The 22231-nt window shown below is 67.4% G+C and carries 24 protein-coding genes, 4 tRNA genes and 3 pseudogenes; 16 read left to right on the forward strand and 15 right to left on the reverse strand.

All coding sequences use genetic code 11. The features are described 5' to 3' along the window. Positions 1-46 precede the first annotated feature (46 nt). The gene (locus tag O159_RS01095; RefSeq protein ID WP_021753936.1) at positions 47-1180 is read left to right on the forward strand and encodes an Ig-like domain-containing protein; all 1134 of its coding nucleotides are present in this window, start codon (positions 47-49) and stop codon (positions 1178-1180) included. 59 nt (positions 1181-1239) lie between these two features. Here the strand turns inward: O159_RS01095 and O159_RS01100 are convergent, their stop codons facing one another. Further along, positions 1240-1476 carry a three-helix bundle dimerization domain-containing protein gene (locus O159_RS01100; RefSeq protein WP_043993414.1) on the reverse strand — a complete coding sequence of 79 codons (237 nt, stop codon included), beginning with the start codon at positions 1474-1476 and terminating at the stop codon, positions 1240-1242. Between the two features lie 34 nt (positions 1477-1510). On the opposite strand from O159_RS01100, the gene O159_RS01105 reads away from it, so the two are divergent. Then, positions 1511-1717 (forward strand): hypothetical protein, encoded by a 207-nt coding sequence (locus O159_RS01105; RefSeq protein WP_043993415.1) that lies wholly within the window; start codon positions 1511-1513, stop codon positions 1715-1717. On the opposite strand, the gene O159_RS01110 is transcribed toward O159_RS01105, so the two are convergent. Further along, positions 1664-3157 carry a catalase gene (locus O159_RS01110; RefSeq protein ID WP_021753938.1) on the reverse strand — a complete coding sequence of 498 codons (1494 nt, stop codon included), beginning with the start codon at positions 3155-3157 and terminating at the stop codon, positions 1664-1666. The genes O159_RS01105 and O159_RS01110 overlap by 54 nt on opposite strands. Before the next feature lie 13 nt (positions 3158-3170). Further along, the gene (locus O159_RS01115; protein ID WP_043993416.1) at positions 3171-3650 is read right to left on the reverse strand and encodes a Fur family transcriptional regulator; all 480 of its coding nucleotides are present in this window, start codon (positions 3648-3650) and stop codon (positions 3171-3173) included. A 124-nt stretch (positions 3651-3774) separates the two neighbouring features. Between O159_RS01115 and O159_RS01120 the strand changes: the two genes are divergently transcribed. Next, on the forward strand, positions 3775-4152 hold the full coding sequence (locus tag O159_RS01120) for an SHOCT domain-containing protein (RefSeq protein ID WP_021753940.1): 378 nt from the start codon (positions 3775-3777) through the stop codon (positions 4150-4152). A gap of 124 nt (positions 4153-4276) precedes the next feature. Here the strand turns inward: O159_RS01120 and O159_RS01125 are convergent, their stop codons facing one another. Next, a complete protein-coding gene (locus O159_RS01125; RefSeq protein WP_021753941.1) occupies positions 4277-6004 on the reverse strand; it encodes a cation:proton antiporter in 1728 nt (575 codons plus the stop codon). A gap of 523 nt (positions 6005-6527) precedes the next feature. Here O159_RS01125 and O159_RS01135 point away from each other — a divergent pair. From O159_RS01135 to O159_RS01150, 4 genes and pseudogenes are all read left to right on the forward strand, one after another. Next, positions 6528-6974, forward strand: coding sequence for a MaoC family dehydratase N-terminal domain-containing protein (locus tag O159_RS01135; protein ID WP_043993875.1), 447 nt, complete (start codon positions 6528-6530; stop codon positions 6972-6974). Then, positions 6974-7399: a MaoC family dehydratase gene (locus O159_RS01140; protein ID WP_021753943.1), complete on the forward strand. Its 426-nt coding sequence runs from the start codon at positions 6974-6976 to the stop codon at positions 7397-7399. The genes O159_RS01135 and O159_RS01140 overlap by 1 nt, the downstream gene beginning before the upstream one ends. Positions 7400-7433: 34 nt before the next feature. Further along, positions 7434-8570, forward strand: a complete 1137-nt coding sequence (locus tag O159_RS01145) for a UDP-N-acetylmuramate dehydrogenase (protein WP_021753944.1) — start codon at positions 7434-7436, stop codon at positions 8568-8570. A 112-nt stretch (positions 8571-8682) separates the two neighbouring features. Beyond that, a pseudogene (locus O159_RS01150) lies at positions 8683-9681 on the forward strand (IS481 family transposase). Here the strand turns inward: O159_RS01150 and O159_RS01155 are convergent. Next, complete coding sequence (locus O159_RS01155; RefSeq protein WP_021753946.1) at positions 9678-9863, reverse strand: hypothetical protein; 186 nt, start codon at positions 9861-9863, stop codon at positions 9678-9680. The pseudogene O159_RS01150 and the gene O159_RS01155 sit on opposite strands and share 4 nt — an antisense overlap. Positions 9864-10211: 348 nt before the next feature. On the opposite strand from O159_RS01155, the gene O159_RS01160 reads away from it, so the two are divergent. The 3 genes from O159_RS01160 to O159_RS01170 all read left to right on the forward strand — a co-directional run bounded on the left by O159_RS01160 (position 10212) and on the right by O159_RS01170 (position 10547). Continuing rightward, positions 10212-10284, forward strand: a tRNA-Glu gene (locus O159_RS01160). Between the two features lie 51 nt (positions 10285-10335). Continuing rightward, positions 10336-10412, forward strand: a tRNA-Asp gene (locus O159_RS01165). A 59-nt stretch (positions 10413-10471) separates the two neighbouring features. After that, positions 10472-10547 (forward strand) — tRNA-Phe (locus O159_RS01170). A gap of 9 nt (positions 10548-10556) precedes the next feature. On the opposite strand, the gene O159_RS01175 is transcribed toward O159_RS01170, so the two are convergent. After that, a complete protein-coding gene (locus O159_RS01175; protein WP_021753947.1) occupies positions 10557-10859 on the reverse strand; it encodes a hypothetical protein in 303 nt (100 codons plus the stop codon). Between the two features lie 213 nt (positions 10860-11072). Here O159_RS01175 and O159_RS16670 point away from each other — a divergent pair, with 213 nt between their 5' ends. From O159_RS16670 to O159_RS01190, 3 genes are all read left to right on the forward strand, one after another. After that, positions 11073-11402, forward strand: a complete 330-nt coding sequence (locus tag O159_RS16670; protein WP_021753948.1) for a helix-turn-helix transcriptional regulator — start codon at positions 11073-11075, stop codon at positions 11400-11402. After that, positions 11317-12168 carry a hypothetical protein gene (locus O159_RS01185; RefSeq protein ID WP_169725632.1) on the forward strand — a complete coding sequence of 284 codons (852 nt, stop codon included), beginning with the start codon at positions 11317-11319 and terminating at the stop codon, positions 12166-12168. Before O159_RS16670 ends, O159_RS01185 begins: the two co-directional genes overlap by 86 nt. A gap of 134 nt (positions 12169-12302) precedes the next feature. Continuing rightward, positions 12303-12857 carry a hypothetical protein gene (locus O159_RS01190; RefSeq protein ID WP_021753950.1) on the forward strand — a complete coding sequence of 185 codons (555 nt, stop codon included), beginning with the start codon at positions 12303-12305 and terminating at the stop codon, positions 12855-12857. A gap of 26 nt (positions 12858-12883) precedes the next feature. Here O159_RS01190 and O159_RS01195 read toward each other — a convergent pair whose 3' ends face one another. Further along, positions 12884-13222 (reverse strand): hypothetical protein, encoded by a 339-nt coding sequence (locus tag O159_RS01195; protein WP_021753951.1) that lies wholly within the window; start codon positions 13220-13222, stop codon positions 12884-12886. A 243-nt stretch (positions 13223-13465) separates the two neighbouring features. Here O159_RS01195 and O159_RS13015 point away from each other — a divergent pair, with 243 nt between their 5' ends. Together O159_RS13015 and O159_RS16675 are read left to right on the forward strand one after the other, a co-directional pair. After that, positions 13466-13987: a relaxase domain-containing protein gene (locus O159_RS13015; RefSeq protein WP_021753952.1), complete on the forward strand. Its 522-nt coding sequence runs from the start codon at positions 13466-13468 to the stop codon at positions 13985-13987. Positions 13988-14838: 851 nt separating this feature from the next. Beyond that, positions 14839-15000 (forward strand): annotated as a pseudogene (locus O159_RS16675) (AAA family ATPase); the annotation flags it as partial. 45 nt (positions 15001-15045) lie between these two features. On the opposite strand, the gene O159_RS15440 reads toward O159_RS16675, so the two are convergent. The 8 genes and pseudogenes from O159_RS15440 to O159_RS01230 form a co-directional block, all read right to left on the reverse strand. After that, the gene (locus tag O159_RS15440; protein WP_052323427.1) at positions 15046-15735 is read right to left on the reverse strand and encodes a S8/S53 family peptidase; all 690 of its coding nucleotides are present in this window, start codon (positions 15733-15735) and stop codon (positions 15046-15048) included. Positions 15736-15963: 228 nt separating this feature from the next. Next, entirely contained in the window at positions 15964-16125 is a 162-nt protein-coding gene (locus tag O159_RS15445; protein ID WP_236609597.1) for a hypothetical protein, read from the reverse strand. A 214-nt stretch (positions 16126-16339) separates the two neighbouring features. Further along, positions 16340-16672 (reverse strand): annotated as a pseudogene (locus tag O159_RS15450) (protease pro-enzyme activation domain-containing protein); the annotation flags it as partial. Positions 16673-17065: 393 nt separating this feature from the next. Further along, positions 17066-17755 (reverse strand): 50S ribosomal protein L1, encoded by a 690-nt coding sequence (gene rplA / locus O159_RS01210; protein WP_021753954.1) that lies wholly within the window; start codon positions 17753-17755, stop codon positions 17066-17068. Between the two features lie 73 nt (positions 17756-17828). Continuing rightward, the gene (gene rplK / locus O159_RS01215; protein WP_021753955.1) at positions 17829-18260 is read right to left on the reverse strand and encodes a 50S ribosomal protein L11; all 432 of its coding nucleotides are present in this window, start codon (positions 18258-18260) and stop codon (positions 17829-17831) included. Between the two features lie 113 nt (positions 18261-18373). After that, positions 18374-19294, reverse strand: coding sequence for a transcription termination/antitermination protein NusG (gene nusG / locus O159_RS01220; protein ID WP_021753956.1), 921 nt, complete (start codon positions 19292-19294; stop codon positions 18374-18376). A gap of 51 nt (positions 19295-19345) precedes the next feature. Continuing rightward, positions 19346-19618, reverse strand: coding sequence for a preprotein translocase subunit SecE (gene secE / locus O159_RS01225; protein ID WP_021753957.1), 273 nt, complete (start codon positions 19616-19618; stop codon positions 19346-19348). Positions 19619-19660: 42 nt separating this feature from the next. Continuing rightward, positions 19661-19733 (reverse strand) — tRNA-Trp (locus O159_RS01230). 309 nt (positions 19734-20042) lie between these two features. Here O159_RS01230 and O159_RS01235 point away from each other — a divergent pair. After that, the gene (locus tag O159_RS01235) at positions 20043-22169 is read left to right on the forward strand and encodes a RecQ family ATP-dependent DNA helicase (RefSeq protein ID WP_021753958.1); all 2127 of its coding nucleotides are present in this window, start codon (positions 20043-20045) and stop codon (positions 22167-22169) included. Positions 22170-22231 lie beyond the last annotated feature (62 nt).

The raw sequence follows: 22231 nt of genomic DNA on the forward strand, positions 1-22231 counted from the left end.
AGAATTTTACTAACATCGCATCCCGCCCCTCGTCTGGAGTTTCTCTATGAGAAGACATCTCGCCATTCTGACCGGTGCCGCTCTCGCCCTTGGACTCACCGTTACCGGAGCCTCGGCTGCCGTCGCGGCCCCGCCAGCCGCTCCCGCGATCACGTCGCCGGCTGTGGGTGCGACGCTCTCGCACCCACAGCCCACGATCGTGGGAACCGCCGTGCCGGACGCCGTGATCGCCGTGACGTTCGACGCGGGAACGGCGGAGGAGTCGACCGAATCGACCACTGCGTCGCTCGCGGGAGAATGGTCCCTCATCTCTGAGGCCGCCCTCTCGAACGGAGCACACACCGTCCAGGCGACGGCGACCCTCGGCGGGGAGACCAGCCCGGCCTCCGCTCCCGTCGCCTTCACGGTCGACTCGATCGCTCCCGCGCGCCCACTCATCACGAGCCCGGCCAACGGTTCGACCGTCGCCGACGCCCGGCCCGTCCTGACCGGGACGGCGGAGCCGAACGCCACGCTCGTCGTCCACATCGACGGGGCGGCTGCCGGCGAAGCGCCGATCGAGAGCACCGGAGCCTGGACGTTCGTCCCGGCGGCGGCTCTGACCAACGGCCCGCACATGATCCAGGTGACCGCGCGGGATGCTGCGGGCAACGTCTCCCTCCCCCGTGTGCTTTCCCTCACCGTCGATGCGCCGGCGCCCGCGGCCCCCGTCATCTCCACTCCCGCCGCCGGTGCTGTGGTGCCGACCGGGACGCCGACCATCGCCGGCACCGCCGAAGCCGACACGACCATCGCTGTGACCATCGACGGCGTGACCGCGGGGACGGTCCGCGCCGACGGCGCCGGTCTCTGGTCGTTCGCGCCCTCCGCCGCGCTGGCCGAGGGGGCACACACAGTCCGTGCCACCGCCACCAACGACTCCGGTTCGGTGAGCGACCCCTCGGACGAGGTCTCCTTCGCCATCCTCAGCACCGCACCTTCTGACGGTGATGACGATGGGCAGACGGCCCCGATCGGGAGCGACCCGGTGGCCGGCGCGCCAGCCACGATCGCCGAGACGGGCGCGCTCGCCCGGACGGGATCGACCGGCGCCCTTCCGCTCCTGTGGACCGGCTTCGCTCTCCTCCTCTTGGGCGCCGGGCTGACGGTGGCCGTGCGCCTTCGTCGCGCGACGAACTGACGGGCACGGCCCGGCGGACCGGGGATGCGCTCCGCGCGCATCCCCGGTCTTTTCGCGCGTCAGTCCGCCTCGGCGGTGAGCCTTCGCCTCACGTCGTGCTCGACGAGCACGGGGATGAAGTCTCGCACGGGGGCGCCGGAGAAATCGTCGAGGTGCTCGTGGACGAGCTCGACGATGCGCTCGCGGTCGACCCCGGGGAAGCGCTCGGCCAGACGATCGACAGCGTGGCCGATGGCGACCTCTTCGTCAGCCGCGGACGGGGCAGGTGGGGCGGTGGTCGGGTCCTCATCGATCATGACGCGATTATCCGCTCCGATGCCGGGTTGCGGAATGGAACGCATCGAAACCGTCCGGAGGGCGCCGCAGCCCGCGACGGCAGCGGGCGCGCACACCGGTCTGCTCCGCCGCCCGCGGAGAGGAACGGCGAAGGGCGCCCCGCCGAAGCGGGACGCCCTTCGCCCGGAACGCTCGCCGGATAAGGACTCAGCCCGCGACCCCCACGAACTCGGCCGCTTCGTCGGCGTCGGCGACCCCTGACTCGAGCCGTGTACGGAGCAGCGCGCCGAGGTCGGCATCCACACTCGTCCAGTACTGGATGGCGCGCTCGCGGATGTCGTCGCGCTGCACCCCGCCGACCGCCCCGGTGATCGTGTCGAGGAAGCGCTCTTTGGCCTCGGCGTCGAAGACGTCGCGGTAGAGGGAACCGGCCTGGCCGAAGTCGTCGTCTTCGGCGTGCAGAGTGGCGGCGGCGCGGACCAGCGCGCCGTCCGACTCCCAGGAGCCTTCGCCGGCCAGGGCCGGGTCGGCCACCGGGCCGCCGAACGAGTTCGGCGCGTAGACCGGTGCCTCGGCGGCTTTGAAGCCGTGGCGTGCCGCGCCGTCCTGCGAGTAGTTGCGAACAGGCGCGATCGGCGCGTTCACCGGCAGCTCGTTGTAGTTCGTGCCGACGCGGTAGCGCTGGGCGTCCGGATAAGAGAAGACCCGGGCCATGAGCATCTTGTCGGGGGAGATGTCGATGCCGGGGACCGTGTTGGCCGGCGAGAACGCCGCCTGCTCGATCTGGGCGAAGAAGTTCTCCGGGTTGCGGTTCAGTGTGTGGACGCCGACCTCGATGAGCGGGTAGTCGGTGTGCGGCCACACCTTCGTGAGGTCGAACGGGTTGAACCGGTAGGTCTTGGCGTCCTCGTAGGGCATGATCTGCACGGAGAGCTTCCACGCCGGGAAGTCGCCGCGTTCGATCGCCTCGTACAGGTCGCGGCGGTAGTAGTCTGCGTCTTCGCCGGCGATCTTCTCGGCCTCGGCGCCGTGCATCTCCTCGTTGCCCTGAAGCGCGTGGAAGTGGTACTTGACCCAGAAGCGCTCGCCCGCCGCGTTGATCCACTGGTAGGTGTGCGAGCCGTAGCCGGGCATGGTGCGCCAGGAGCGGGGGAGGCCGCGGTCGCCCATGAGGTAGGTGACCTGGTGCGCGGACTCGGGGGAGAGTGTCCAGAAATCCCACTGCATGTCCGCATCCCGCAGTCCGGAGCCCGGGAGGCGCTTCTGCGAGTGGATGAAATCGGGGAACTTCATGCCGTCGCGGATGAAGAAGACGGGGGTGTTGTTGCCGACGATGTCATAGTTGCCCTCGGTCGTGTAGAACTTCACCGAGAAGCCGCGGACATCGCGCCAGGTGTCGGGCGAACCCTGCTCGCCCGCGACGGAGGAGAACCGCTGCACAGTCTCCGTCTTCGCGCCCGGCTGGAAGACCGCCGCCTTGGTGTACGCCGTCACGTCGCCGGTGACGACGAACTCGCCGAACGCCCCGCCGCCCTTCGCGTGTACGATCCGCTCCGGGATGCGTTCGCGGTTGAACTGGGCGAGTTTCTCCACCAGGTAACGGTCGTGCAGGGCGGTTGCGCCGTCCTGGCCCGCTGTCAGCGAGTGGGCGTCGCTGCCGGCCGGTGTCCCGGTCTGCGTGGTCGTGTGGTTCTCCGACATTGTTTTCCTCATCTCATTCGGAGCGCGACGGGGCTTCCGCCGTGCTCTCCTGACAGGACGGGCACAGTCCCCAGAACGTCACCTCGGCGGTGTCCACCGCGAACCCTGCCGCCTCCGAGGGACGCAGACAGGGCGCGTGCCCCACGACGCAGTCGACGTCCGCCACGGTGCTGCACAGGGTGCAGACGATGTGGTGGTGGTTGTCGCCGATCCGCCGCTCGTAGAGCGCGGGTGAGTGGGTGGGCTCGATCCTCCGCAGCATCCCGGCAAGAGTGAGGTCGCCGAGAACGTTGTGGATGTTCTGGATCGAGGTGCCGGGCAGTGCGGGCTGCACCGCCGCGAGCACGGTCTCCGCGCCGGAGTGGGGGCGGTCGTTCAGCGCGCTGAGGACGGCGAGCCGCCCCCGGGTCACCCGCAGGCCAGCGGAGCGCAGCGCGTCCTCCACGCTGTGCCGTGTCCATGAGCTGAGCCTACCGGCTTGTTTTGATTTCATCAAAACAACTTGTTTTGAATTCATCACAATGAAAGGTCCGCCGGCGGCTCAGCACCCGAAAAGGTGTCACGCCGGGCGGCTGCCGTCCTGGTACGGTCGTGCTCCAACCAAGAAAGGCGAGACCATGTGGAGCAATTTCTGGGACGTGCTGTGGACGATCTTCTGGGGGTTCGCGTTCGTCGCGTACCTGTTCGCCCTCTTCGCCGTGGTGGGCGATCTCTTCCGTGACACCAAGCTCAACGGAGGATGGAAGGCGCTCTGGATCGTCTTCCTGATCTTTCTGCCGTTCCTCACCGTGCTCGTCTACCTCATCGCGCGCGGCCGGGGCATGGCGGACCGCCAGGCTGCGCGGGCTCAGCAGGCGCAGCGCCAAACCGAGGACTACATCCGCTCCGTCGCGGGCAGCCCGGCCGCCGAGATCGCGAAAGCCCGGCAGCTGCTCGACTCCGGAACCATCACCGCGCAGGAGTTCGAGCGCCTGAAGGCGCTCGCGCTCGAATGAGTACGCGTTGCCGGATCGTCCAGGAGCGACCGTGATCGCCACCAGGTGATCCCGCCCGTCGATCACACGGTGCGGCTTGGCCGGCAACGCGACGATCCGGCGCTGCGTCACGGCGGCAAGGGCGTTACCGGGCGCGCGAACGTAGGCGGGTCTCCTCGATGTCCAGCATCGCCTGCGCCTCGCTCAGGATGCGCGACGGATAGGCGCCGCGCGAGCGTTCGAGCAGCAGGCGATCGCGCTCGGCGTCGACGACGGCGAGACGGAGCGTGCGGTAGACATGGTGCGGGCGGGACTCCGGCGGCTCGTCGTAGAGGACGATGCGCTCCCAGGCGGCCTCGGCGCCGAGGTAGGTGGTCTGGCGCACCCGTTCGACCACCTCGGGGTCGAACGGCGTGGCGCTTCCCGAGGCGGCCTCAGGGTCGTCCAGCACGGCGAGGCCGGTCTCGCTGAGGTCGTCGAGGAGCTGGGCGAGCAGACGGCGGTCGTCCTTCGCGTCGATGCCCTGCACGCCGAGGGCGCGGATGAGCCCGGGGAGCGTCCCGCCCTGGAGCACGAGGCTGACGAACGCGACGGTGAAGGCGATGAGGATGAGCTGCGGGCGGTAGGGGATGTCCGCGGGCAGCGACTGCGCGGCCGCGAGGGTGACGACGCCGCGCATCCCCGACCAGCCGAGGACGATGCCGCCGCGCCAGTCGATCGCCTCCTGGCGGAACTCTTCGAGGTCGCTCCGGTGGCGTTCGTAGCGGAGTTCGGCCCGCTGCTTGCGGATCGCCTGCCAGCGGAAGCGAACGGGATGGTCGCGGAAGTAGCTGATCATCAGCCATTCCCGCAGAACGTTCTTCTCTGCCCGTTCGCCGCGGTGCTTCAAGAAGTAGATGAGCGGGACGATGAGCAGATAGCGGATAGCGACGAGGCAGAGGAGCCCGACCAGTCCGATGCACACAGCATCCCACACGCTCAGGACTTCCGGGTGCTCGACGTCCGCTATGAGTGTGCGCAGCTCCAGGCCGATGAGAAGGAAGACGCCGTTCTCCAGCAGGAACTGGATGGTCCGCCAGTTGATCTGGTCGGAGATGCGCGCCTGCGCGGTGAAGTGCTGCGACGACGCGTGACCGGTGTAGAGGCCCGTGATAACGACGGCGAGCACGCCGGAGCCGTGCAGCGCTTCGGTGGGCGCGAACGCGGCGAACGGCACGATGACGGAGAGCGCGGTGTCGAGCACGGGGTCGTTGAGCTTCGAGCGCACCCACACCGACAGGAAGCCGACGACGAGACCGACCACGAGAGCGATCAGCACGGCGGAGAGGAAGTCGAGCACGCCGGCCAGGGGAGTCGTGAGCGCGCCGACCGCGGCGGCCAGTGCCGTGCGCAGCAGCACCAGCGCTGTCGCGTCGTTGACGAGGCCTTCGCCTTCGAGCACGGTCAGCAGGCGCGGGGGGAGGCCGAGCTTTCGGCCGATGGAGGTCGCGGCGACGGCATCCGGCGGGCTGATGATGGCGCCGAGGGCGATCGCGGCGGCGAGGTCGAGGTCCGGCAGCAGTGTGTACAGCACGAACCCGACCGCGAAGGCTGTGATGATGACGAGCACGATCGAGAGCCCGGCGATCGGGGCCAGGTTGCGGCGGAAATCGGTGAGCGGCACGCTGATCGCCGCCGCGTAGAGGATGGGCGGCAGGAGGCCGTCCAGGATGACCTCCGGCGGCACCACGATCTCGGGCACTCCCGGCAGCCAGGAGAGCGTCACGCCGACGACCACGAGGATGATGGGCGCGGCGACCCCGAGTTTGCGGGCGAAGGCGGCCACACCGACGATCACCGCGACCGCGATCACCGCATAGACACCGAGCTCCATCCGTCCAGCCTACGGAAAGGGAGCCGTCAGCGTGTCCTCAGGCGGTCGCTGGTCGCGGCGGCGACGCGGTCGCGCTAGGCGTGTCCGCTCCGCTCCTCCCCCCGGCGCTCTGGATGCGGCATGCCGCGCGACACGCCGTGATGCGCCCTCCGGAGGCTTGGCGGATGTCGGTGGTCCCGCGTAATCCCGGGCCTCTCGGGGACCTCCCGCAAAAAGTCCCCAACCACTACATCTAGTGGAATGACATTCGTGTCATTCGGGTTATATAGTGGGCAAGCACCGCAAACAGCGGCGACACGAGATATCAAGGGGAGGCCATCATGGGCAACGAAAACGACAGCGTTGGCGGCTACTCGGTTCCCGTGGACCCGATGGACATGCTGCAGTGCGACAGCTGCCAGTAAACCGCTGACCAAAGCTTCGAGAGCTCCCGGCCGCCACAGGCAGCCGGGGGCTCTCCGCGTTCGGGGGCATCCGGCCCGCCGACCGTCCGGCGCCGGACCGGGGCCCATAGAATCGGATGGTGCCAGTGAATCCAGCGCTCCCGGGGCGCAGCTATCCGCCCACCCCGCCTTATCTCGTAGCCCGGGAGAAAATCCGCGAGTTCGCGAGCGCTGTCTTCGCGACGAACCCGATCAGCTTCGATGTGGAGGCGGCCCGCGCCGCGGGCCACCCCGACCTCGTCGGGCCGCCCACGTTCCCGATCGTTGTGCAGGAGCGCACCCTTCAGCAGCTCCTCGCCGACCCGGAGGCTGGCATCGACTTCAGCCGGGTGGTCCACGGCGATCAGCGCTTCACCTACACGCGCGCCGTCGTCGCCGGAGACGAACTGACCGCGACGATGACCGTCACCTCTGTGAAGTCTCTCGGCGCTCACTCGATGGTGACCGCCGAGTCCGTGATCGTGGATGCCGGCGGCGAACACGTCGTCACCGCGGTCTCCACCCTGGTCGTGCGAGGAGACGAGTGATGGCCGCCCCCGATTTCGACACCCTGGCCGTCGGCGATATCGTCGCCGAGCGCGCCGTCGACCTCTCCCGTGACTCGCTGGTGCGCTACGCGGGCGCATCCGGCGACTTCAACCCCATCCACTACCGCGACGACATCGCCGCGACGGTCGGTCTGCCGGGCGTGATCGCGCACGGGATGCTGACGATGGGCCTCTCGGTGCAGCCGGTCGTGGACTGGGCCGGCGACCCCGCCCGCGTCGCCGACTATCAGGTGCGGTTCACCCGTCCGATCGTCGTCGATCCCGCCGAGGGCGCGACTGTCTCGGTGACCGCCACGATCGGGCAGCTGGAGGCGGAGGCGCGTGTCGTCCGTGTCGACCTGACCACCACATTCAACGGGGAGACCGTGCTGGGCAAGGCGCAGATCCGGGTCTGCCTCGCCTGAGCCCGCCCGCCACCGACCCCGATCAGGACCCGATGTGACCGACCTGCCCGCCCTCTCCGCCCTCACCACGATGCGTGTCGGCGGGACGCCCGAGCGCCTGCTGGAGCCGGCCGATCGGGATGCGCTGGTCGCCGCCGCCCGGGAAGTCTGGAGCGGAGGCGACGAGTGGCTCCTCCTCGGCGGCGGCTCGAACACCATCGCCGCGGACGACGGTTTCGAGGGAACCGTTCTGCGCATCGTCACCCGCGGTGTCGAGCGGCTCGCCGCCGAGGAGGGCCGCATCCGTCTCCGGGTGCAGGCTGGTGAGCCGTGGGACGCGCTGGTCGCGTTGACGGTCCGCAACGGCTGGGCGGGCATCGAGGCGCTCTCCGGCATCCCGGGCTCCACCGGGGCCGCGCCCGTGCAGAACATCGGCGCGTACGGCCAGGAGATCGAGTCGGTGCTGATCGGTGTCGAGTTCCTCGACTACCTCACCGGCGAGGTGCGCACGCTCACGCGCGCGGAGCTCGGCCTTGGCTACCGAACGTCTGTGCTGAAGCGAGGGATGGCCGGCGTGGTCCTCTCGGTGGATCTCGAACTCGCCGACCATGCCGTCCCCGGCGGTGTCGGCGTCTCGCTCAGCGCCCCGATCGCCTACGCTCAGCTCGCGGACTCGCTCGCCGTCCCGCTCGGCTCGCGCGTCTCCGTCGCCGAGCTGCGGCGCGCTGTTCTCGCGCTGCGCGCGTCCAAAGGCATGGTGCTCGACCCCGCGGACCCCGACTCCGTGAGCGCGGGCAGCTTCTTCACCAACCCGATCGTCTCGGAGAACGTCGCGCGCGGTCTCCCTTCGGACGCTCCCCGCTGGTCTGTCGGCCCGCCCGAGCCGGACACCATCCTCAGCCTCGGCCCCGAGGGCGTCCATCCGCTGGACGTGCCCGTGCTCGCCGACGGCCCCTATGGGACCAAGCTCTCCGCCGCCTGGCTCATCGAGAACGCCGGCATCCGCCGCGGGTTCGCGCTTCCCGGCTCGGGAGCCGCGATCTCGTCCAAGCACACGCTCGCGATTGTCAACCGCGGCGCCGCCACCGCCGCCGACATCGCCCAGCTCGCCTCGTTCGTTCAGGGCCGCGTGCAGGCGGACTTCGGCGTCGTGCTCCACCCCGAGCCGGTGCTGGTCGGCCTCACGCTCTAGGTGTGCTGCTCAGGGACGTTGGTTGAGGTGTGACGCGATAGATGGGTGAGGACCTCCCGGTCGAGAGTGGGGCTGTCTAGTTTCCCTGCACTCGATGACTTAGGAGGTCCTCGTGACCCACGCTAATGCTGCTTTGACTCCTCGCGAATGCCTCCGCCTGGCCCGCCAAGTCGTCGACGACGGCTGGTCCGTTGCTGCGGCGGCGACCTACTTCCGAGTGTCCTGACGCACCGCGGACCGATGGGCTCGTCGTTACGTGGAGATGGGCGAGGCGGGAATGCTGGACCGTTCGTCACGGCCGCATCACAGCCCGAACAAGACCCCGCGAAGACTGGTCCGCAAGGTCGTGCATCTGCGGTGGAAGAAGCGGCTGGGACCAGTCGGTATCGGCGCCCAGCTCGGCATGCCCGCCTCGACCGTTCACACGGTCCTCTCCCGGTGCCGGATCAATCGGCCCAGCCACGTCGACGTCCGCACCGGCGAACCCGCCCGCCGCTACGAGCACGAGCATCCCGGATCGATGATCCACGTCGACATCAAGAAACTCGGCAACATCCCCGACGGTGGCGGCTGGCGCTACGTCGGACGTCTCCAGGGAGAGCGGAACAAGGCCATCACCGCGAAGCGGACCGGGAAACACGGGATCACCGGCGACATGATCACCGGCACAGCGTTCGTTCATACCGTCATCGACGATCACTCCCGTGTCGCTTACGCCGAGATCCACGACGACGAAACCGCCGCCACTGCAATCGCTGTTCTGCGTCGAGCGGTCGGCTGGTTCGCCAGCCGTGGCGTCACCGTCGAACAGGTGCTCTCCGACAACGGCTCCGCATACCGCTCATACGCCTGGCGCGACGCTTGCGCCGAGCTCAGCATCCAACCGAAACGCACCCGGCCCTACCATCCGCAGACGAACGGCAAGATCGAACGCTTCCACCGCACCCTCGCCGACGGCTGGGCATACGCCCGGCACTACAACTCCGAATCAGCCCGCCGCAACGCACTCCCGGCCTGGCTGCACTCCTACAATCACCACAGGCCCCACACCGCCATCGGCAGCCAGCCACCCATCAGCAGATTGACCACCGTCCCTGAGAAACACACCTAGTTCTTGAGGTCGGCGATGAGCCCGTTGATCCGATCCACCTGGGCGCTAGCGGCGGACTCGTTGGCTTTGGCGTTCTGGACATCCTGCCAGCTGGGGTATTGGTCCGCGTATGCGGGAGCTGCGACGGACCCCGCGACAGCGACCGCGACGACGACGGCCAGCCTCGCCCGTATCCTCGTCACCCCTCGCCGGACTCCGGAGCTGCCCCTGCTCGCCCGTCGGCTCTCGATCGTCTCGTGTCGCTTCGTCACTTCGTACCGTTCACGTCAGTATCTTCTGTCACACCAGTCTCGTCGTCACCGTTCGCAACTTTAGCAACACAAGTCCGGCACAACCCCGAGGTCAGGATGGTGTCGCTGGGCAATCTACCGCCGATCCACCCGCCGCCCCGGGCATGAGGTCGGTGTGTGGCGCGAACCCGCCACACACCGACCCGCCTGGACCGCAAACCCGATTCGCAATCCGCCCCGGAGTTCCGTATGCTTATGCGTCGGTGGTCATCGGAAAGCGAAAGCGATTCGGGACAATCCGGCCCCATCGTTTAGCGGCCTAGGACACCGCCCTTTCACGGCGGCAGCACGGGTTCGAATCCCGTTGGGGTCACGGACTCAACCGATGATGACATCCACTACAATCGAAAAGCACCACAAGTAAGGCCCTGTAGCGCAGTTGGTTAGCGTGCCGCCCTGTCACGGCGGAGGTCGCGGGTTCAAGTCCCGTCAGGGTCGCCACGGCGACAAGCCCTTCCTCACGGAAGGGCTTCCGTCCACCGGGCCGTTCCGACGGCCACGGCTCTGTAGCTCAGTTGGTAGAGCGTTCGACTGAAAATCGAAAGGTCACCGGATCGATGCCGGTCGGAGCCACCAGGCTAATCCCTACTCACAACAGGGATGTTGGGGGTTCGTTGTTTCGGCTGTGAAACTCGCGGTGTATCCGTCGGGCGGGAAGAAGGTAGCGGGCGAACGGTCGAGCAGCTGGGCGAGTGTGACCACCTCCACGAACAGGAGCGGCACGGGACCGTCCAGCACCGTCAATCTGCATCCGGTGGAAGCGGACGCAGCATCCGGATCGATGTGTGCAGCGGCGAGGCTGGCGAGCAACCGGTCCTTGACGAAGCTTCCAGAGCCGTGAGGCTTGTCGCGGGTGTTACCGTTCACAGAACGTGCGGTTTTGTTCATGGGCTGTTCGGTAGTTCCTCTTGTGTTTTGGGCGTGGCGGACTACGTGAGAGAAACCGTAGGTTTTATTTCCGCGTGATTCCGCAACCTCATGCGCCTGGCCTTACGCCGGCACCACGCGATTCTCCAGATGGATTCTGGGTTTTCCTCGATGAGGAGATACTAGACAGAAGGTTACTATGGATGCAAATCTGCATTTAGGGGAGGCGGTGCGGTGGACCACTGTGATTCCGAGCTCACGTCCGACAACGACGCGCCGTATTTTACCTTTGCCTTAGCGGCAGAGCTCCGCGAGGCCCGCGAGCGCCTGGGCATGACAGTCAAGGATCTGGCCCCCGAAGTCGGCATCCGCAGGCACACACTCCAGCGAATATTCACCGGTGAACGGCCAATAGAATTCCGGGAGATGCTCGTACTGTCCAGACGCCTGGGTGTGAGCTTGGATGACATGGAGCGACGTGCAGTTGCTCGCGCACGCAGGGAAGCGAACATACAAGAGGAGCGGCAAGCCAGACTCCTACGTGATTCGGACGAGTACATATAAGTCGGAGGTCATCATGTCCCCCTGGTCCCTTTTGGCCGTCACCGCCCTGCTGGGCGTTGTCGCCATTGTGATCGTTGTCGCCAAGGCAACGAGCACGAAGGCCTCGGCCGCCATCTTCGGGCTGGCCTGCTTCGCGGGCTGCCTTCTTGTGAACACCAAACAGTTCTACCTCTCCTTCGACGCGACGCTCGGAGGGCATAATCACGCATACACCATCGTGCAAGCACTCTGGATTCTCGCAATGTTCTTTATGATGATCTCGATAGCCCGCATCCGGCAATCGCACGAGGAGTCCCGCTACACCACCATGAATGTGGCACTGGCAGTCGGATGCATAGCTGCGGTCGCGGCGCTGCTATTCATAACCCCCATGGAGCAATCCGTCTATCGGATGGAGCCATACCGTAACGCTTGGACAGCGATCGTCGCTCTGAACTTCGTCAACCTGTACTCACTCGGATGCGCCGTTGTCGACGTAAAACGTGCGATAGCGCTCTACCTGCTCCCAGAACAGCCGCGGCTGCGCCGCGCTGGATATGCCATCCTCGCCGGCGCTTTCACGCTCGGCATTATCACCGTCGCCGAACGGCTCGTCACCCAGACCCTCGACCTCACGGTCACCGACTACCACCCGTCCGCGCTCACGAACATCGATGGCACGCTCATCGTCGTCATCGGGACGCTGCTACCGGTCGGGTATCCACTCCTCGCCATCGGCAAATCCCGCCACGGAGCTGCGACGACCATCAGCCGCGAAGAACCGTAAAGGGTCTACCACTCCCAGGCTTGTCGCTTTGCTCGTGACCGAGATGCAATATCTCAAGGACTTCTCACCGTCGGAAGGGCACTTTCCAGCAGGTTGACGGATCGCTATTCTCAGCCCAAAAGGAAGGAGGGAACATGCACAAACGCATGCTTCTTCAGGGCAAAGCCCGATCGCGGCGAGGTCTCATCACCGCGATCACGGGGATGGTCTTGGTCGCAGGTTCGGTGCTCGTTACCGCCGCGCCGGCGAACGCCGTGGTGGTGGGGGTATGCACCATGCAGGTGCAGGATCCACATCCGTCTACTCACGTCCATGGCACCATAAACGTGGTTGGCACGGCGTCATGCTCCATCGTGATGACCGAGATTTACGTGAAGGTCACGCTACAGCGTTCAGATGATGCAACTTGGCCTGGGGCGACGAACGACTACAGGAACACCAGCCAGGAGCAGGCCAACGCTGCTGCGCCGTGCAGCGCGGGACCTAACATGTTCCGCGGCTATCTCTCGTATGCTCTCACCGCACCCGCCGGCTACAGCCCCGCCTACGCAACGGGGACGACGTACGGCATCTGGAAGAGCGTGATCTGCGGCGGCCCGGGCCTGGTAGCACCGAATCGCTCAACGGATAACACTGCGGCGAAGAAGTCCGCTGCGCTGACCGTGAAGGTGCCGATCTACCAGAATTAGCAAGGCGGTAGAGGCAGCCTTCTCACCTATTCGGTTTTGACGAACGCAGTGGTCTCGACCGCCGCTGGAGCCTCCGGGTTCTGACCGAGCAACCGGAAGTGCCGACGGCGAATGCTCACGGTACCGTCAACGCGTGTCGCAGGCTCGGTGGCTTCGGCGAAGATCTCATAGCTCCAGCCCTCGCGCAGTTGCCGTTGCGCCCAGTCGATGACCTCAAGGACGTCCCTCGCACCGGTGATTCGCCACTCGTCCGCAGACCGTGAAGAACCAGCCGCCGGGTCTGCGCCCCATAAGCGCACCCAGTACTCCGTCGGCGAACCAGCTGGGACGGGCACCTCCCCGGTGGCGATGAAAATAGCTTCCATGCGCCGAGCGTAGCGACATCGGGTGAATGGTCGACAGTCCCGACGGCACGTCTACCTCAAACACTCACGTGTCCGGCGTGGCCGTCCGTGTCCGGCGTGAGAAGGGAGAGAGAGGAGGAAAAGAAGAAAAGGGAAAATGATGCACGCAGTCATTTTGCTTGCGCAAAAATGATTTGGGGTTATCCTGAAGCTGTGCGTGGTGGGGTTCAGACGTGGAAGCGTGGCAAGGGCGGTCGGGGGATCATGGCCGCGGTCCGCTACGTCGAGCAGGGAACCTGCGACGCAAGCCACGCGCATGAGCCGGTCGCGTTGGGCGCGGACGCGGCGGCCGGGTACGCCGAAGGTGCGCTGGTCGAGCGGTTCGTCGTGACCGCGGACGGGGCGGCCAGTGACGCCCTCGACCGCGACCGGCTGACCGCTTGGCTGGCCGGCCACGACCCGGACACCGGGACCATGCGTGGCCGGAACAACGTGGCCGAGAACTCCGCGATGGTCTATGACGCGACGGTGAATCTGCCGAAGTCGTTCAGCATTGCCGCGATCCTGGATGAAGACCTGCGCGTCGGGTTGTCCGTGTTGCAGGACAAGATCCGCGATCACAGCATGAGCGTGTGGGCGGAGGAGCTGTACGTGCGCCGCGGCACCGATGGCGGCCGGAGGGTGAGCCTGGCGCAGGTTGAGGTCGCGGAGCTCCGGCACGAGCGTTCCCGCTCCTTGGACCCGCACATCCACCGGCACATGTGGTTGAACGCGCGCGCTCGGTGAGGACGGCCGTTGGTCGAATCTGGAAGGCCGCGCGGTGTTCCGAGTTCAAGCGGTTGTGAACGCGGAGGGGAACGCGATCGCGCGCACCGATCCGGAGTTGGGTCGCGTTGCTGGCATCGAAGGGTTTCACCCTGAACCCGGAGAGCGGGGAGATCAGTGACCTCGCGCACCTGAACACGGCGTTGTCGAAGCGGTCGGCGCAGATCGAGGGCAACCGGGCGAGGAAGATCGCCGAGTGGAAGGCCGAGCACGGCGGCCAGGAGCCTAGCGTGGAAGCGTTGACCGTGATCGACCGGTGGGCGTGGGCGCAGGACCGGCCGGACAAACCCTCCGGCCTGGACGAGGCGGACTGGGAAGCCCGCGTCCGGGACCAGATCGCAGGCCTCGACCCGAGCGCCGGCGCGGCCCGCGCCCCTGTGGCACCCCCGCGCGCGCCGACCACCGCGTCACGGAAACAGGTGGCCGAGGCCGCGCAGGTCGCCGTGCGGATCGCGGATCAGCGGGCGCTGCGGCACGGTGGCCGGGTGTCGGCGTGGGATATCCGTGCCGCCGCCGCTGATGGTCTCCTCGCCGTCCTCCCAACCTTCGCACGAGAAGCGTTCACTGTGGTGCAGCAGCAGGTGATCGCCGCCGCCCACGAGCACGTGACGAACCTGACCGACACCCACCCGGAGACCGTTCCCGCGGGCGCGAAAGTCTTCATCGCGGACAGCACGTGGCGGGCCCGTGAGCACCTGAACCGGCTGGCGGCCCAGCTGACACAGCCGGGGGTGCGTGCGGCCGTGGCGACAGTGTTGGCGCACTGCGACCCGGCGGTGAAGCTGGATGCGTCCCAGGTGGCTGCAGCATGCATGATCGCCGGGACCGACCGGGCCGTGGTCATCATCGGCGCGGCCGGTGCTGGGAAGACGACCATGCTGAAACCCGCGGTCGCCGCCCTGGCCGCGCAGGGCCGGCGGACGGTGATCGTCGCCCCGTCCCGGAAGGCTGCCGCGTTCGCCGGTCGCGAGGTCGGCGCGGACGCGACCAGCGTTGACATGCTCCTGATCCAGCACGGGCTACACCCACCCAACACACGGCGCTGGCACCGACGACTGGGCCTTCCCCCGAAAGCTGGACGCCCCGAGCGATGCGTCCCTTCGGTTGCAGCCGGGAGATCGGATCGTGGTGGACGAGGCGGGCATGCTCGACATCCACAAGGCCGCCGCGCTCGTGGATCTCGCCAACCGTACCGGGGCCGGCCTTATGCCGGTGAGCGGGTCGGCCAGCGCCGCGATGTCCGCGGAGACGCGGAAGCCTCGGCTCAGCGAGGGCGGCACGACGCCGCTCTGGTAGTCCGGCTCTCGGAAGAGCGCAGAGGCGCCACCGCCAGCGCCACCGTCGAAGTTCCTCCCGGGCAGCGGCTCCGCGAGCGCGAGGCGGCCGTTGGCGTTCTCCACGATCTGGTCGGACCGGCCGCCCCAGCCGGTCTCCCAGGCGATGGAGCCTTTGCTGTCGATCGCGAGACTCGTGCCGCCCACCGAGGTGACCCACGGCGAGGAGGCGGGGAACTGGGGCGCCGGATAGCCGAGATCGGCGGATTGGTCGCCGTCGTCGCCGCTAGCGTAGTACAGGCCGATGCCCTCACCGGCCGCCTGCAGATGCAGGTTGACCATGCCCTGAATCGTCATGGACGACAGGGTTTCCCCCACTGAGCTGTAGCTGCTGCTGACGATGTTCGCCAGCTTGTTGTCCAGGATCGTCGACAACGCGATATCCTCACTGGCCATGCAGTCCGTGGCGCCGACGTAGAGGATGCTCGCGGCCGGCGCGATGCTGTGGACCGCCTGGACGTCGATCGTCTGCTCGGTCTGCCAGCTGCCCAGGGAACCGCACAGATCCTGATCGCGGAACTCACTCGGCTTCGGGACGATCTGCTGGTAGGTGGAGGCCGTCAGGCCGGGCTCACCGTTCTGCTGCGCGTAGGTGTTGACGTCCTACACGATCGACGGGCTGGCGTAGGCGCCGACGATCGCGACCTTCTGGCCGCCGCCGTTCAGGTAGTTGGACAGACCGTACGCGCTCCGCAGCTGCTTCGGCGTGTACCCGCAGTTGTGGGTACTGTACTTCGTCTGGCCGTAGGCGGCCGGAATCGTCACAGTGCGCTCGCCGATGTACTGCGAGCACGGTGTTTCGATGACAGGGCCCGTCCGAAGCGTCCTGGGCGCGCATCCGCGACGGGCTCGACGGCTCGGTGGCGCCGCCCGGCCTGACCGAGTCGGGGCGCGTGAGCGTGCGCGTCTGCTCCAAGCTCACACCCGAGACATTCGCCGCGATTCTCGACGGCAGCGACGGCGCCGAGGTGGGCGCGACGAGCTTCTTGCCTTCGTAGCTGAACGTGTGCATCGACGTGCCGAAGGCCGAGCCGAACCGGGAGGCGGTGCCGCGGAAGACCACGTACTCGCGGCTCGCCGGCACCCCGGTGACGGTGAGCCCGGCAGCCTTCAGGTAGCCCGCCACGGCGTCCACGAACGCCTGAGACGGCGAGAAGCGCTGGATCCACTGCACGGGCGTCAGTGGCTTCCGGTAGCCGGGGAGACCGGGAGTGGACACCTGCTTGGCGAGGTCCTCAGCGCCCCTCTGATCGCGTAACGGGAGGAAGACCTCCCCTTTCGTACGTCTGATATGCGGGCACCGCTCCGGCATCGTTCTGGGCGATGGCCCAGTTGGGCACGGAGTCGCCGTAGGCAACCCGGCTCGTAGCGTTCGCCGCCGAAGCGCCTGCCAATGACACTGCCACCACGGCGACCGTGATGGCAGTGATACTGAGCGCCCTCCTGCGATGGGCGGGGGTGATGCGAGATCTCATCGAAACTTCCTTCGTTCGGACGGACTCGATTGTGAGCCGGCGTGCGATGCATGCCGGGGCGAGCATAAATGATCCCTGTTCTGGTCCACAAGAGAGGGTAGACAGGTCCCCCTCACCCCTTTTGCCCACTGGCCGCGCCCCGGCGTCCGCACAAGCCGAAGGGGCTGTTCCGGCGCGTGCCGGTCCAGCCCCTTCGTGACCCCGCGGCGCCGATGAGCGCCGCGAGGAGATCAGATCGCGTTGACGTCCAGCGGAATGCCGGGACCGAAGGTGGTCGAAACGGCGCCCTTCTGGATGTAGCGGCCCTTCGCGGCGGACGGCTTGAGCCGGACGACCTCGTCGAGAGCGGCCTTGATGTTGTCGTTGAGCTGGTCGGCGGTGAAACCGGCCTTGCCGACGACGAAGTGTACGTTCGCGTGCTTGTCGACGCGGAACTCGATCTTTCCGCCCTTGATGTCAGAGACAGCCTTGGCGACATCCGGGGTGACCGTGCCGGTCTTCGGGTTCGGCATCAGACCGCGCGGGCCGAGCACCTTGCCCAGACGGCCGACCTGGCCCATGAGCTCCGGGGTGGAGACGGCGGAGTCGAAGTCGGTGTAACCGGCGGCGACCTTCTCGATCAGGTCGGCGCCGCCGACCTCGTCGGCACCGGCGGCGATGGCGGCCTCCGCGGCCGGGCCGGTCGCGAACACGATGACGCGCGCGGTCTTGCCGGTGCCGTGGGGGAGGATGACGGTGCCGCGCACCATCTGGTCGGCCTTGCGCGGGTCGACGCCGAGCTTCAGCGCGACCTCTACGGTCGAGTTGAATCGGGCGGAACCCGTCTCCTTGGCGAGAGAGACCGCCTCGCTCGGGGTGTAGAACTTCCCGGCCTCGATTTTCTCGGCCGCGGCCCGGTAGGCCTTGGACTTCTGTGCCATGTTTTTCTCCTTACGAGAATGTGGTGCGAGCCTGGCCGGCTCTTCCACGAAAGTGTTCTGAGCGGTCGGGGCCTTAGGCCTCGACGGTGATGCCCATCGAGCGGGCGGTGCCGGCGATGATCTTGGAGGCCGCGTCGAGGTCGTTCGCGTTGAGGTCGACCATCTTCTGCTCGGCGATGGCGCGCACCTGGTCCTGGGTCAGCTTGCCGACCTTGGTGGTGTGCGGGACGCCGGAGCCCTTGGCGACGCCGGCCGCCTTCTTGATGAGCTCGGCCGCGGGCGGGGTCTTCAGGACGAACGTGAACGAACGGTCCTCGTAGACGGTGATCTCGACCGGGATGACGTTGCCGCGCTGGGACTCGGTCGCCGCGTTGTACGCCTTGCAGAACTCCATGATGTTCACGCCGTGCTGACCCAGGGCCGGGCCGATCGGCGGGGCGGGGTTCGCGGCGCCGGCGTTGATCTGAAGCTTGATCAGACCCGTGACCTTCTTCTTCGGTGCCATGTCTCTTCCTTCTTTGTGTGTTCGAGCGTGCGGACGTGGCCCGCACTGCTCTCCCGGTTTCTCGGCCCTTCCGAGACCCGGTGTTCTGTGAGTCTTGTGGTGGAGCGCCTGCTCTAGAGCTTGGTCACCTGGTCGAAGCTGAGCTCGACCGGTGTCTCTCGCTCGAAGAGCGACACCAGCACAGTGAGCTTGCCGCTCTCCGGCTTGATCTCGCTGATGGAGCCGGGCAGGCCCGCGAACGAGCCCTCCTTGATCGTGATGGTCTCGCCGATCTCGAAGTCGACCTCGGCCGGGATCACGCGGGCGGCGGCCTTCTGGCCCTTGGCAGCGCCCTTGGCCGGGGCCGCGTCCACCTGCACGAGGCTCTTCAGCATGGAGAAGGCCTCCTCGAAGCGCAGCGGCGTCGGGTTGTGCGCGTTGCCGACGAAGCCAGTGACACCCGGCGTGTGACGGACGACTGACCAGCTGTCCTCGTTGAGGTCCATGCGCACGAGCACATACCCCGGGATGCGCACGCGGTTGACCATCTTGCGCTGGCCGTTCTTGATCTCGACCACGTCCTCCATCGGGACCTGGACCTCGTGGATGTAGTCCTCCATGTTCATCGAGACCATGCGGTTCTCGATGTTGGACTTCACGCGGCGCTCGAACCCGGCGTAGGAGTGGATGACGTACCACTTGCCGATCTTGCCGCGCAGCTCGGTTCGGAACTCCTCGTACGGGTCGGCGGCGAGTTCGTCCTCGTCCCTGGCCGCCTCCTGAGCGGCTTCGGCCTCTTCGGCGGAGTCGACCTCGAGCGCCTCGTCGACAGCGCGGTCGGCCTCGGGATCGACGGCCTCGGCCATTGCGTCCAGAACCGCGTCCAGGTCGACCTCGACACCGTCCTCGGCGACGATGTGGAGGGCCTCGTGCTCGGCGGCGTCGACCGACTGCTCATCGCCGGCCAGGACATTGCCGGTCTGCGCCTCGTCGTCTTCGGAGGACTGCTTGGCAGCGGTCGCCCAGTCCACGTCGTCGCGATTCGTCTCAGACACTGAATTCATTCCATTTCTTTCGGGGAGAGCGGAGCCCGTTCCGGCAGGGGTCTAGGTCGGGTTGCCGAAGACCCAGACCACGCCCAGACCGAAGATCCAGTCCAGGAGCGACACCAGGGCCATCATGATCACCACGAAGACGAGCACGACGCCCGTGTAGCTCACGAGCTCCTTGCGCGTCGGGGTGACGACCTTCTTCAACTCGCCGATGACCTGCCGGATGAACAGGGCGATCCGGGCGAAGGGATTGCGCCGCTCGGCGCGATCCTTCTTCGCATTGGCGACGATCTCCTCGCTCGGCTCGTCGATTACCTTTCGGGCCACCTCGTTACACCTTTCGTGGACCGGCATCAGGATGCCGGCTTGCAGGGCGGACAGGAATCGAACCTGCAACCTGCGGTTTTGGAGACCGCTGCTCTGCCAATTGAGCTACCGCCCTAGGGAGTCGGCCACGGCTTCTCCGCGAACTCCTCGAGCAAGGCTAGCAGGGTGGTACTGCCCTCGTCTGTATTCCAAAAAAGGGCGCGGAAAAGCTTAGTGGATTCAACCACCTCCTCCAGTGTACGGGACGGTTCCCGGCCCCGCAAAATAGGCCGGACGGCCACGGATCGCCCCCTTCGCGCCCTGGCGTTCCGGTGGATACGGGAAAGACGCGTGAAGCTCCTCCACAAGCCGGTGCGTTCCCCGAGCTCTCCACAGATCCGGACGCAGAGGGACGGGCGTCGGAGGCGTCTGAAACGATGACTCCATGACCACCACCGGCACAGCCTTCCCCGCCGCATCGACCCGCGCCCGTGCGCTGGAACACCTGCGCGACCTCGTGGGCCGGCCGGACGCCGATTTTCACGACGGGCAGTACGAGGCCGTCTCGGCGCTGGTCGACGAGCGGCGGCGCGCCCTCGTCGTCCAGCGCACGGGATGGGGGAAGTCGGCGGTCTATTTCGTCGCGACGCTCCTGCTGCGCGAGCGCGGAGCCGGGCCGGCCATCCTGGTCTCCCCACTGCTGGCGCTGATGCGAGACCAGGTCTCCGCGGCCGAGCGAGCCGGAGTGCGGGCGCTCACGATCAACTCGGCGAACCGGCACGAGTGGGAGGACGTAATCGCCCGGCTCCGCGAAGACACAGTGGATGTGCTGCTCGTCTCCCCCGAGCGGCTCAACAATCCGGAGTTCCGCGACCGGCATCTGCCCGCGCTCGTCTCGCGGGCGGGTCTGCTGGTCATCGACGAGGCTCATTGCATCTCGGACTGGGGGCACGACTTCCGCCCCGACTACCGACGGCTCCGGGAACTCGTGGCAGCGCTCCCCACGGAGGTCCCGGTGCTGGCGACCACCGCGACCGCCAACGAGCGGGTCGTGGCGGATGTCGCCGAGCAGCTCGGCGGGTCGGCGTCGGGGCGGGCGGAGGTGGTGACCATCCGCGGCCCGCTCGCCCGGCGATCCCTGCGGCTGGGGGTGCTCGCCCTGCCCGATGCGACCACCCGGCTGGCCTGGCTGGTGAGCAATCTGAACGCACTGCCCGGAAGCGGCATCGTGTACACGCTGACGGTGTCGGCCGCGGAAGACACCGCGCGCGTCCTGCGTCAGGCCGGGCACGAGGCGCACGCCTACACCGGGCAGACCGACACAGCCGAGCGCGAAGAGTTAGAGGACCGGCTCAAGCGCAACGACGTGAAAGCGCTCGTGGCGACCAGCGCGCTCGGGATGGGCTTCGACAAGCCGGACCTCGGATTCGTCGTCCACCTCGGGGCGCCCTCCTCACCGGTGGCCTACTATCAGCAGGTGGGGCGCGCGGGGCGCGCGACGGAGAACGCCGACGTGCTGCTGCTGCCGGGCCCGGAGGACAGAGCGATCTGGCAGTACTTCGCCACCGCCTCCATGCCGTCGGAGAAGAAAGCGGGCACGCTGCTGGCGGCGCTGAGCGACACGGCCCAGTCGACGCAGGCGCTCGAGACCCGAGTCGACCTGAAGACATCCACGCTCGAACTGCTGCTGAAGGTCCTGGATGTGGACGGAGCGGTCCGCCGTGTCTCCGGCGGCTGGGTGTCCACCGGCCGGCCGTGGGCCTACGACCGCGAACGCTACGAACGCATCGCGGCGGCACGCGAGGCGGAGCAGCGCGCGATGATCGACTACGAACGCACGGACGGCTGCCGGATGCAGTTCCTCCAGCTGGCGCTGGACGATCCCGGGGCCCGGCCCTGCGGACGCTGCGATTCTTGCGCCGGAGCCTGGTATCCGGAGGCGATCGCGGACGAGGCCACCGGATCGGTCTCAGCGGCCCTCAATCGGGCGGGAGTCGCCGTGGAACCACGGAAGCTCTGGCCGACGGGCGCAGACCGTCTCGGCGTCCCGGTGAAAGGCCGCATCCCGGCCGGCGAACAGGTAGCGCTGGGCCGCGCGCTCGCCCGTCTGACCGATCTGGGATGGGGCGGACGTCTGCGGGAGCTCCTGGCTCCCGATGCCCCGGACGCACCGTGTCCGCCAGATGTCGTGGAGGCGTGCGTCGCCGTCCTGAGCGAGTGGGGATGGGAGCGCCGACCGGACGTGGTCGTCTCTGTGCCTTCGCGGCGGCGGCCGGTGTTCACGGCCTCCCTGGCACAAGCTCTGGCCGAGATCGGACGTCTGCCCTCTCTCGGGGCTCTCGGGATGCGCAGGGCCGGCGCGGCCAGCGGCCCCGGCGGGAACAGCGCTTTCCGGCTCTCCAGCGTGTGGGAGGCGTTCGACGCGCGCGAGCTGGCACTTCCGGCGGGTGGGGTGGTGCTGCTCGTGGACGACCTGATCGACAGCCGATGGACGATCACGGTGGCCGGCCGCGAACTGCACCGGGCCGGGGCGAGCGTGGTGCTGCCGTTCGCCGCGGCGTTGCGGGCATGAGGTGACCGCTCGCGCCAGGAAGACGGGACCGCTGTGAGCAGACGTCCTCAGAGCATCCGGAA

The organism is Leifsonia xyli subsp. cynodontis DSM 46306 (assembly GCF_000470775.1).
GTDB lineage: Bacteria > Actinomycetota > Actinomycetes > Actinomycetales > Microbacteriaceae > Leifsonia > Leifsonia cynodontis.

What these genes read in the sequence shown, in the direction of transcription:
- rplA (WP_021753954.1), bottom strand. Translation starts at nt 17,755, where the DNA reads ATGGCACAGAAGTCCAAGGCCTACCGGGCCGCGGCCGAGAAAATCGAG.
- O159_RS01175 (WP_021753947.1), bottom strand. Translation starts at nt 10,859, where the DNA reads ATGAACAAAACCGCACGTTCTGTGAACGGTAACACCCGCGACAAGCCT.
- O159_RS01095 (WP_021753936.1), top strand. Translation starts at nt 47, where the DNA reads ATGAGAAGACATCTCGCCATTCTGACCGGTGCCGCTCTCGCCCTTGGA.
- O159_RS01140 (WP_021753943.1), top strand. Translation starts at nt 6,974, where the DNA reads ATGGCCGCCCCCGATTTCGACACCCTGGCCGTCGGCGATATCGTCGCC.
- O159_RS13015 (WP_021753952.1), top strand. Translation starts at nt 13,466, where the DNA reads ATGGCCGCGGTCCGCTACGTCGAGCAGGGAACCTGCGACGCAAGCCAC.
- O159_RS01115 (WP_043993416.1), bottom strand. Translation starts at nt 3,650, where the DNA reads ATGAAATCAAAACAAGCCGGTAGGCTCAGCTCATGGACACGGCACAGC.
- O159_RS01120 (WP_021753940.1), top strand. Translation starts at nt 3,775, where the DNA reads ATGTGGAGCAATTTCTGGGACGTGCTGTGGACGATCTTCTGGGGGTTC.
- O159_RS01100 (WP_043993414.1), bottom strand. Translation starts at nt 1,476, where the DNA reads ATGATCGATGAGGACCCGACCACCGCCCCACCTGCCCCGTCCGCGGCT.
- O159_RS01190 (WP_021753950.1), top strand. Translation starts at nt 12,303, where the DNA reads ATGCACAAACGCATGCTTCTTCAGGGCAAAGCCCGATCGCGGCGAGGT.
- rplK (WP_021753955.1), bottom strand. Translation starts at nt 18,260, where the DNA reads ATGGCACCGAAGAAGAAGGTCACGGGTCTGATCAAGCTTCAGATCAAC.
- O159_RS01125 (WP_021753941.1), bottom strand. Translation starts at nt 6,004, where the DNA reads ATGGAGCTCGGTGTCTATGCGGTGATCGCGGTCGCGGTGATCGTCGGT.
- O159_RS01195 (WP_021753951.1), bottom strand. Translation starts at nt 13,222, where the DNA reads ATGGAAGCTATTTTCATCGCCACCGGGGAGGTGCCCGTCCCAGCTGGT.
- O159_RS01105 (WP_043993415.1), top strand. Translation starts at nt 1,511, where the DNA reads ATGGAACGCATCGAAACCGTCCGGAGGGCGCCGCAGCCCGCGACGGCA.
- O159_RS01110 (WP_021753938.1), bottom strand. Translation starts at nt 3,157, where the DNA reads ATGTCGGAGAACCACACGACCACGCAGACCGGGACACCGGCCGGCAGC.
- O159_RS01235 (WP_021753958.1), top strand. Translation starts at nt 20,043, where the DNA reads ATGACCACCACCGGCACAGCCTTCCCCGCCGCATCGACCCGCGCCCGT.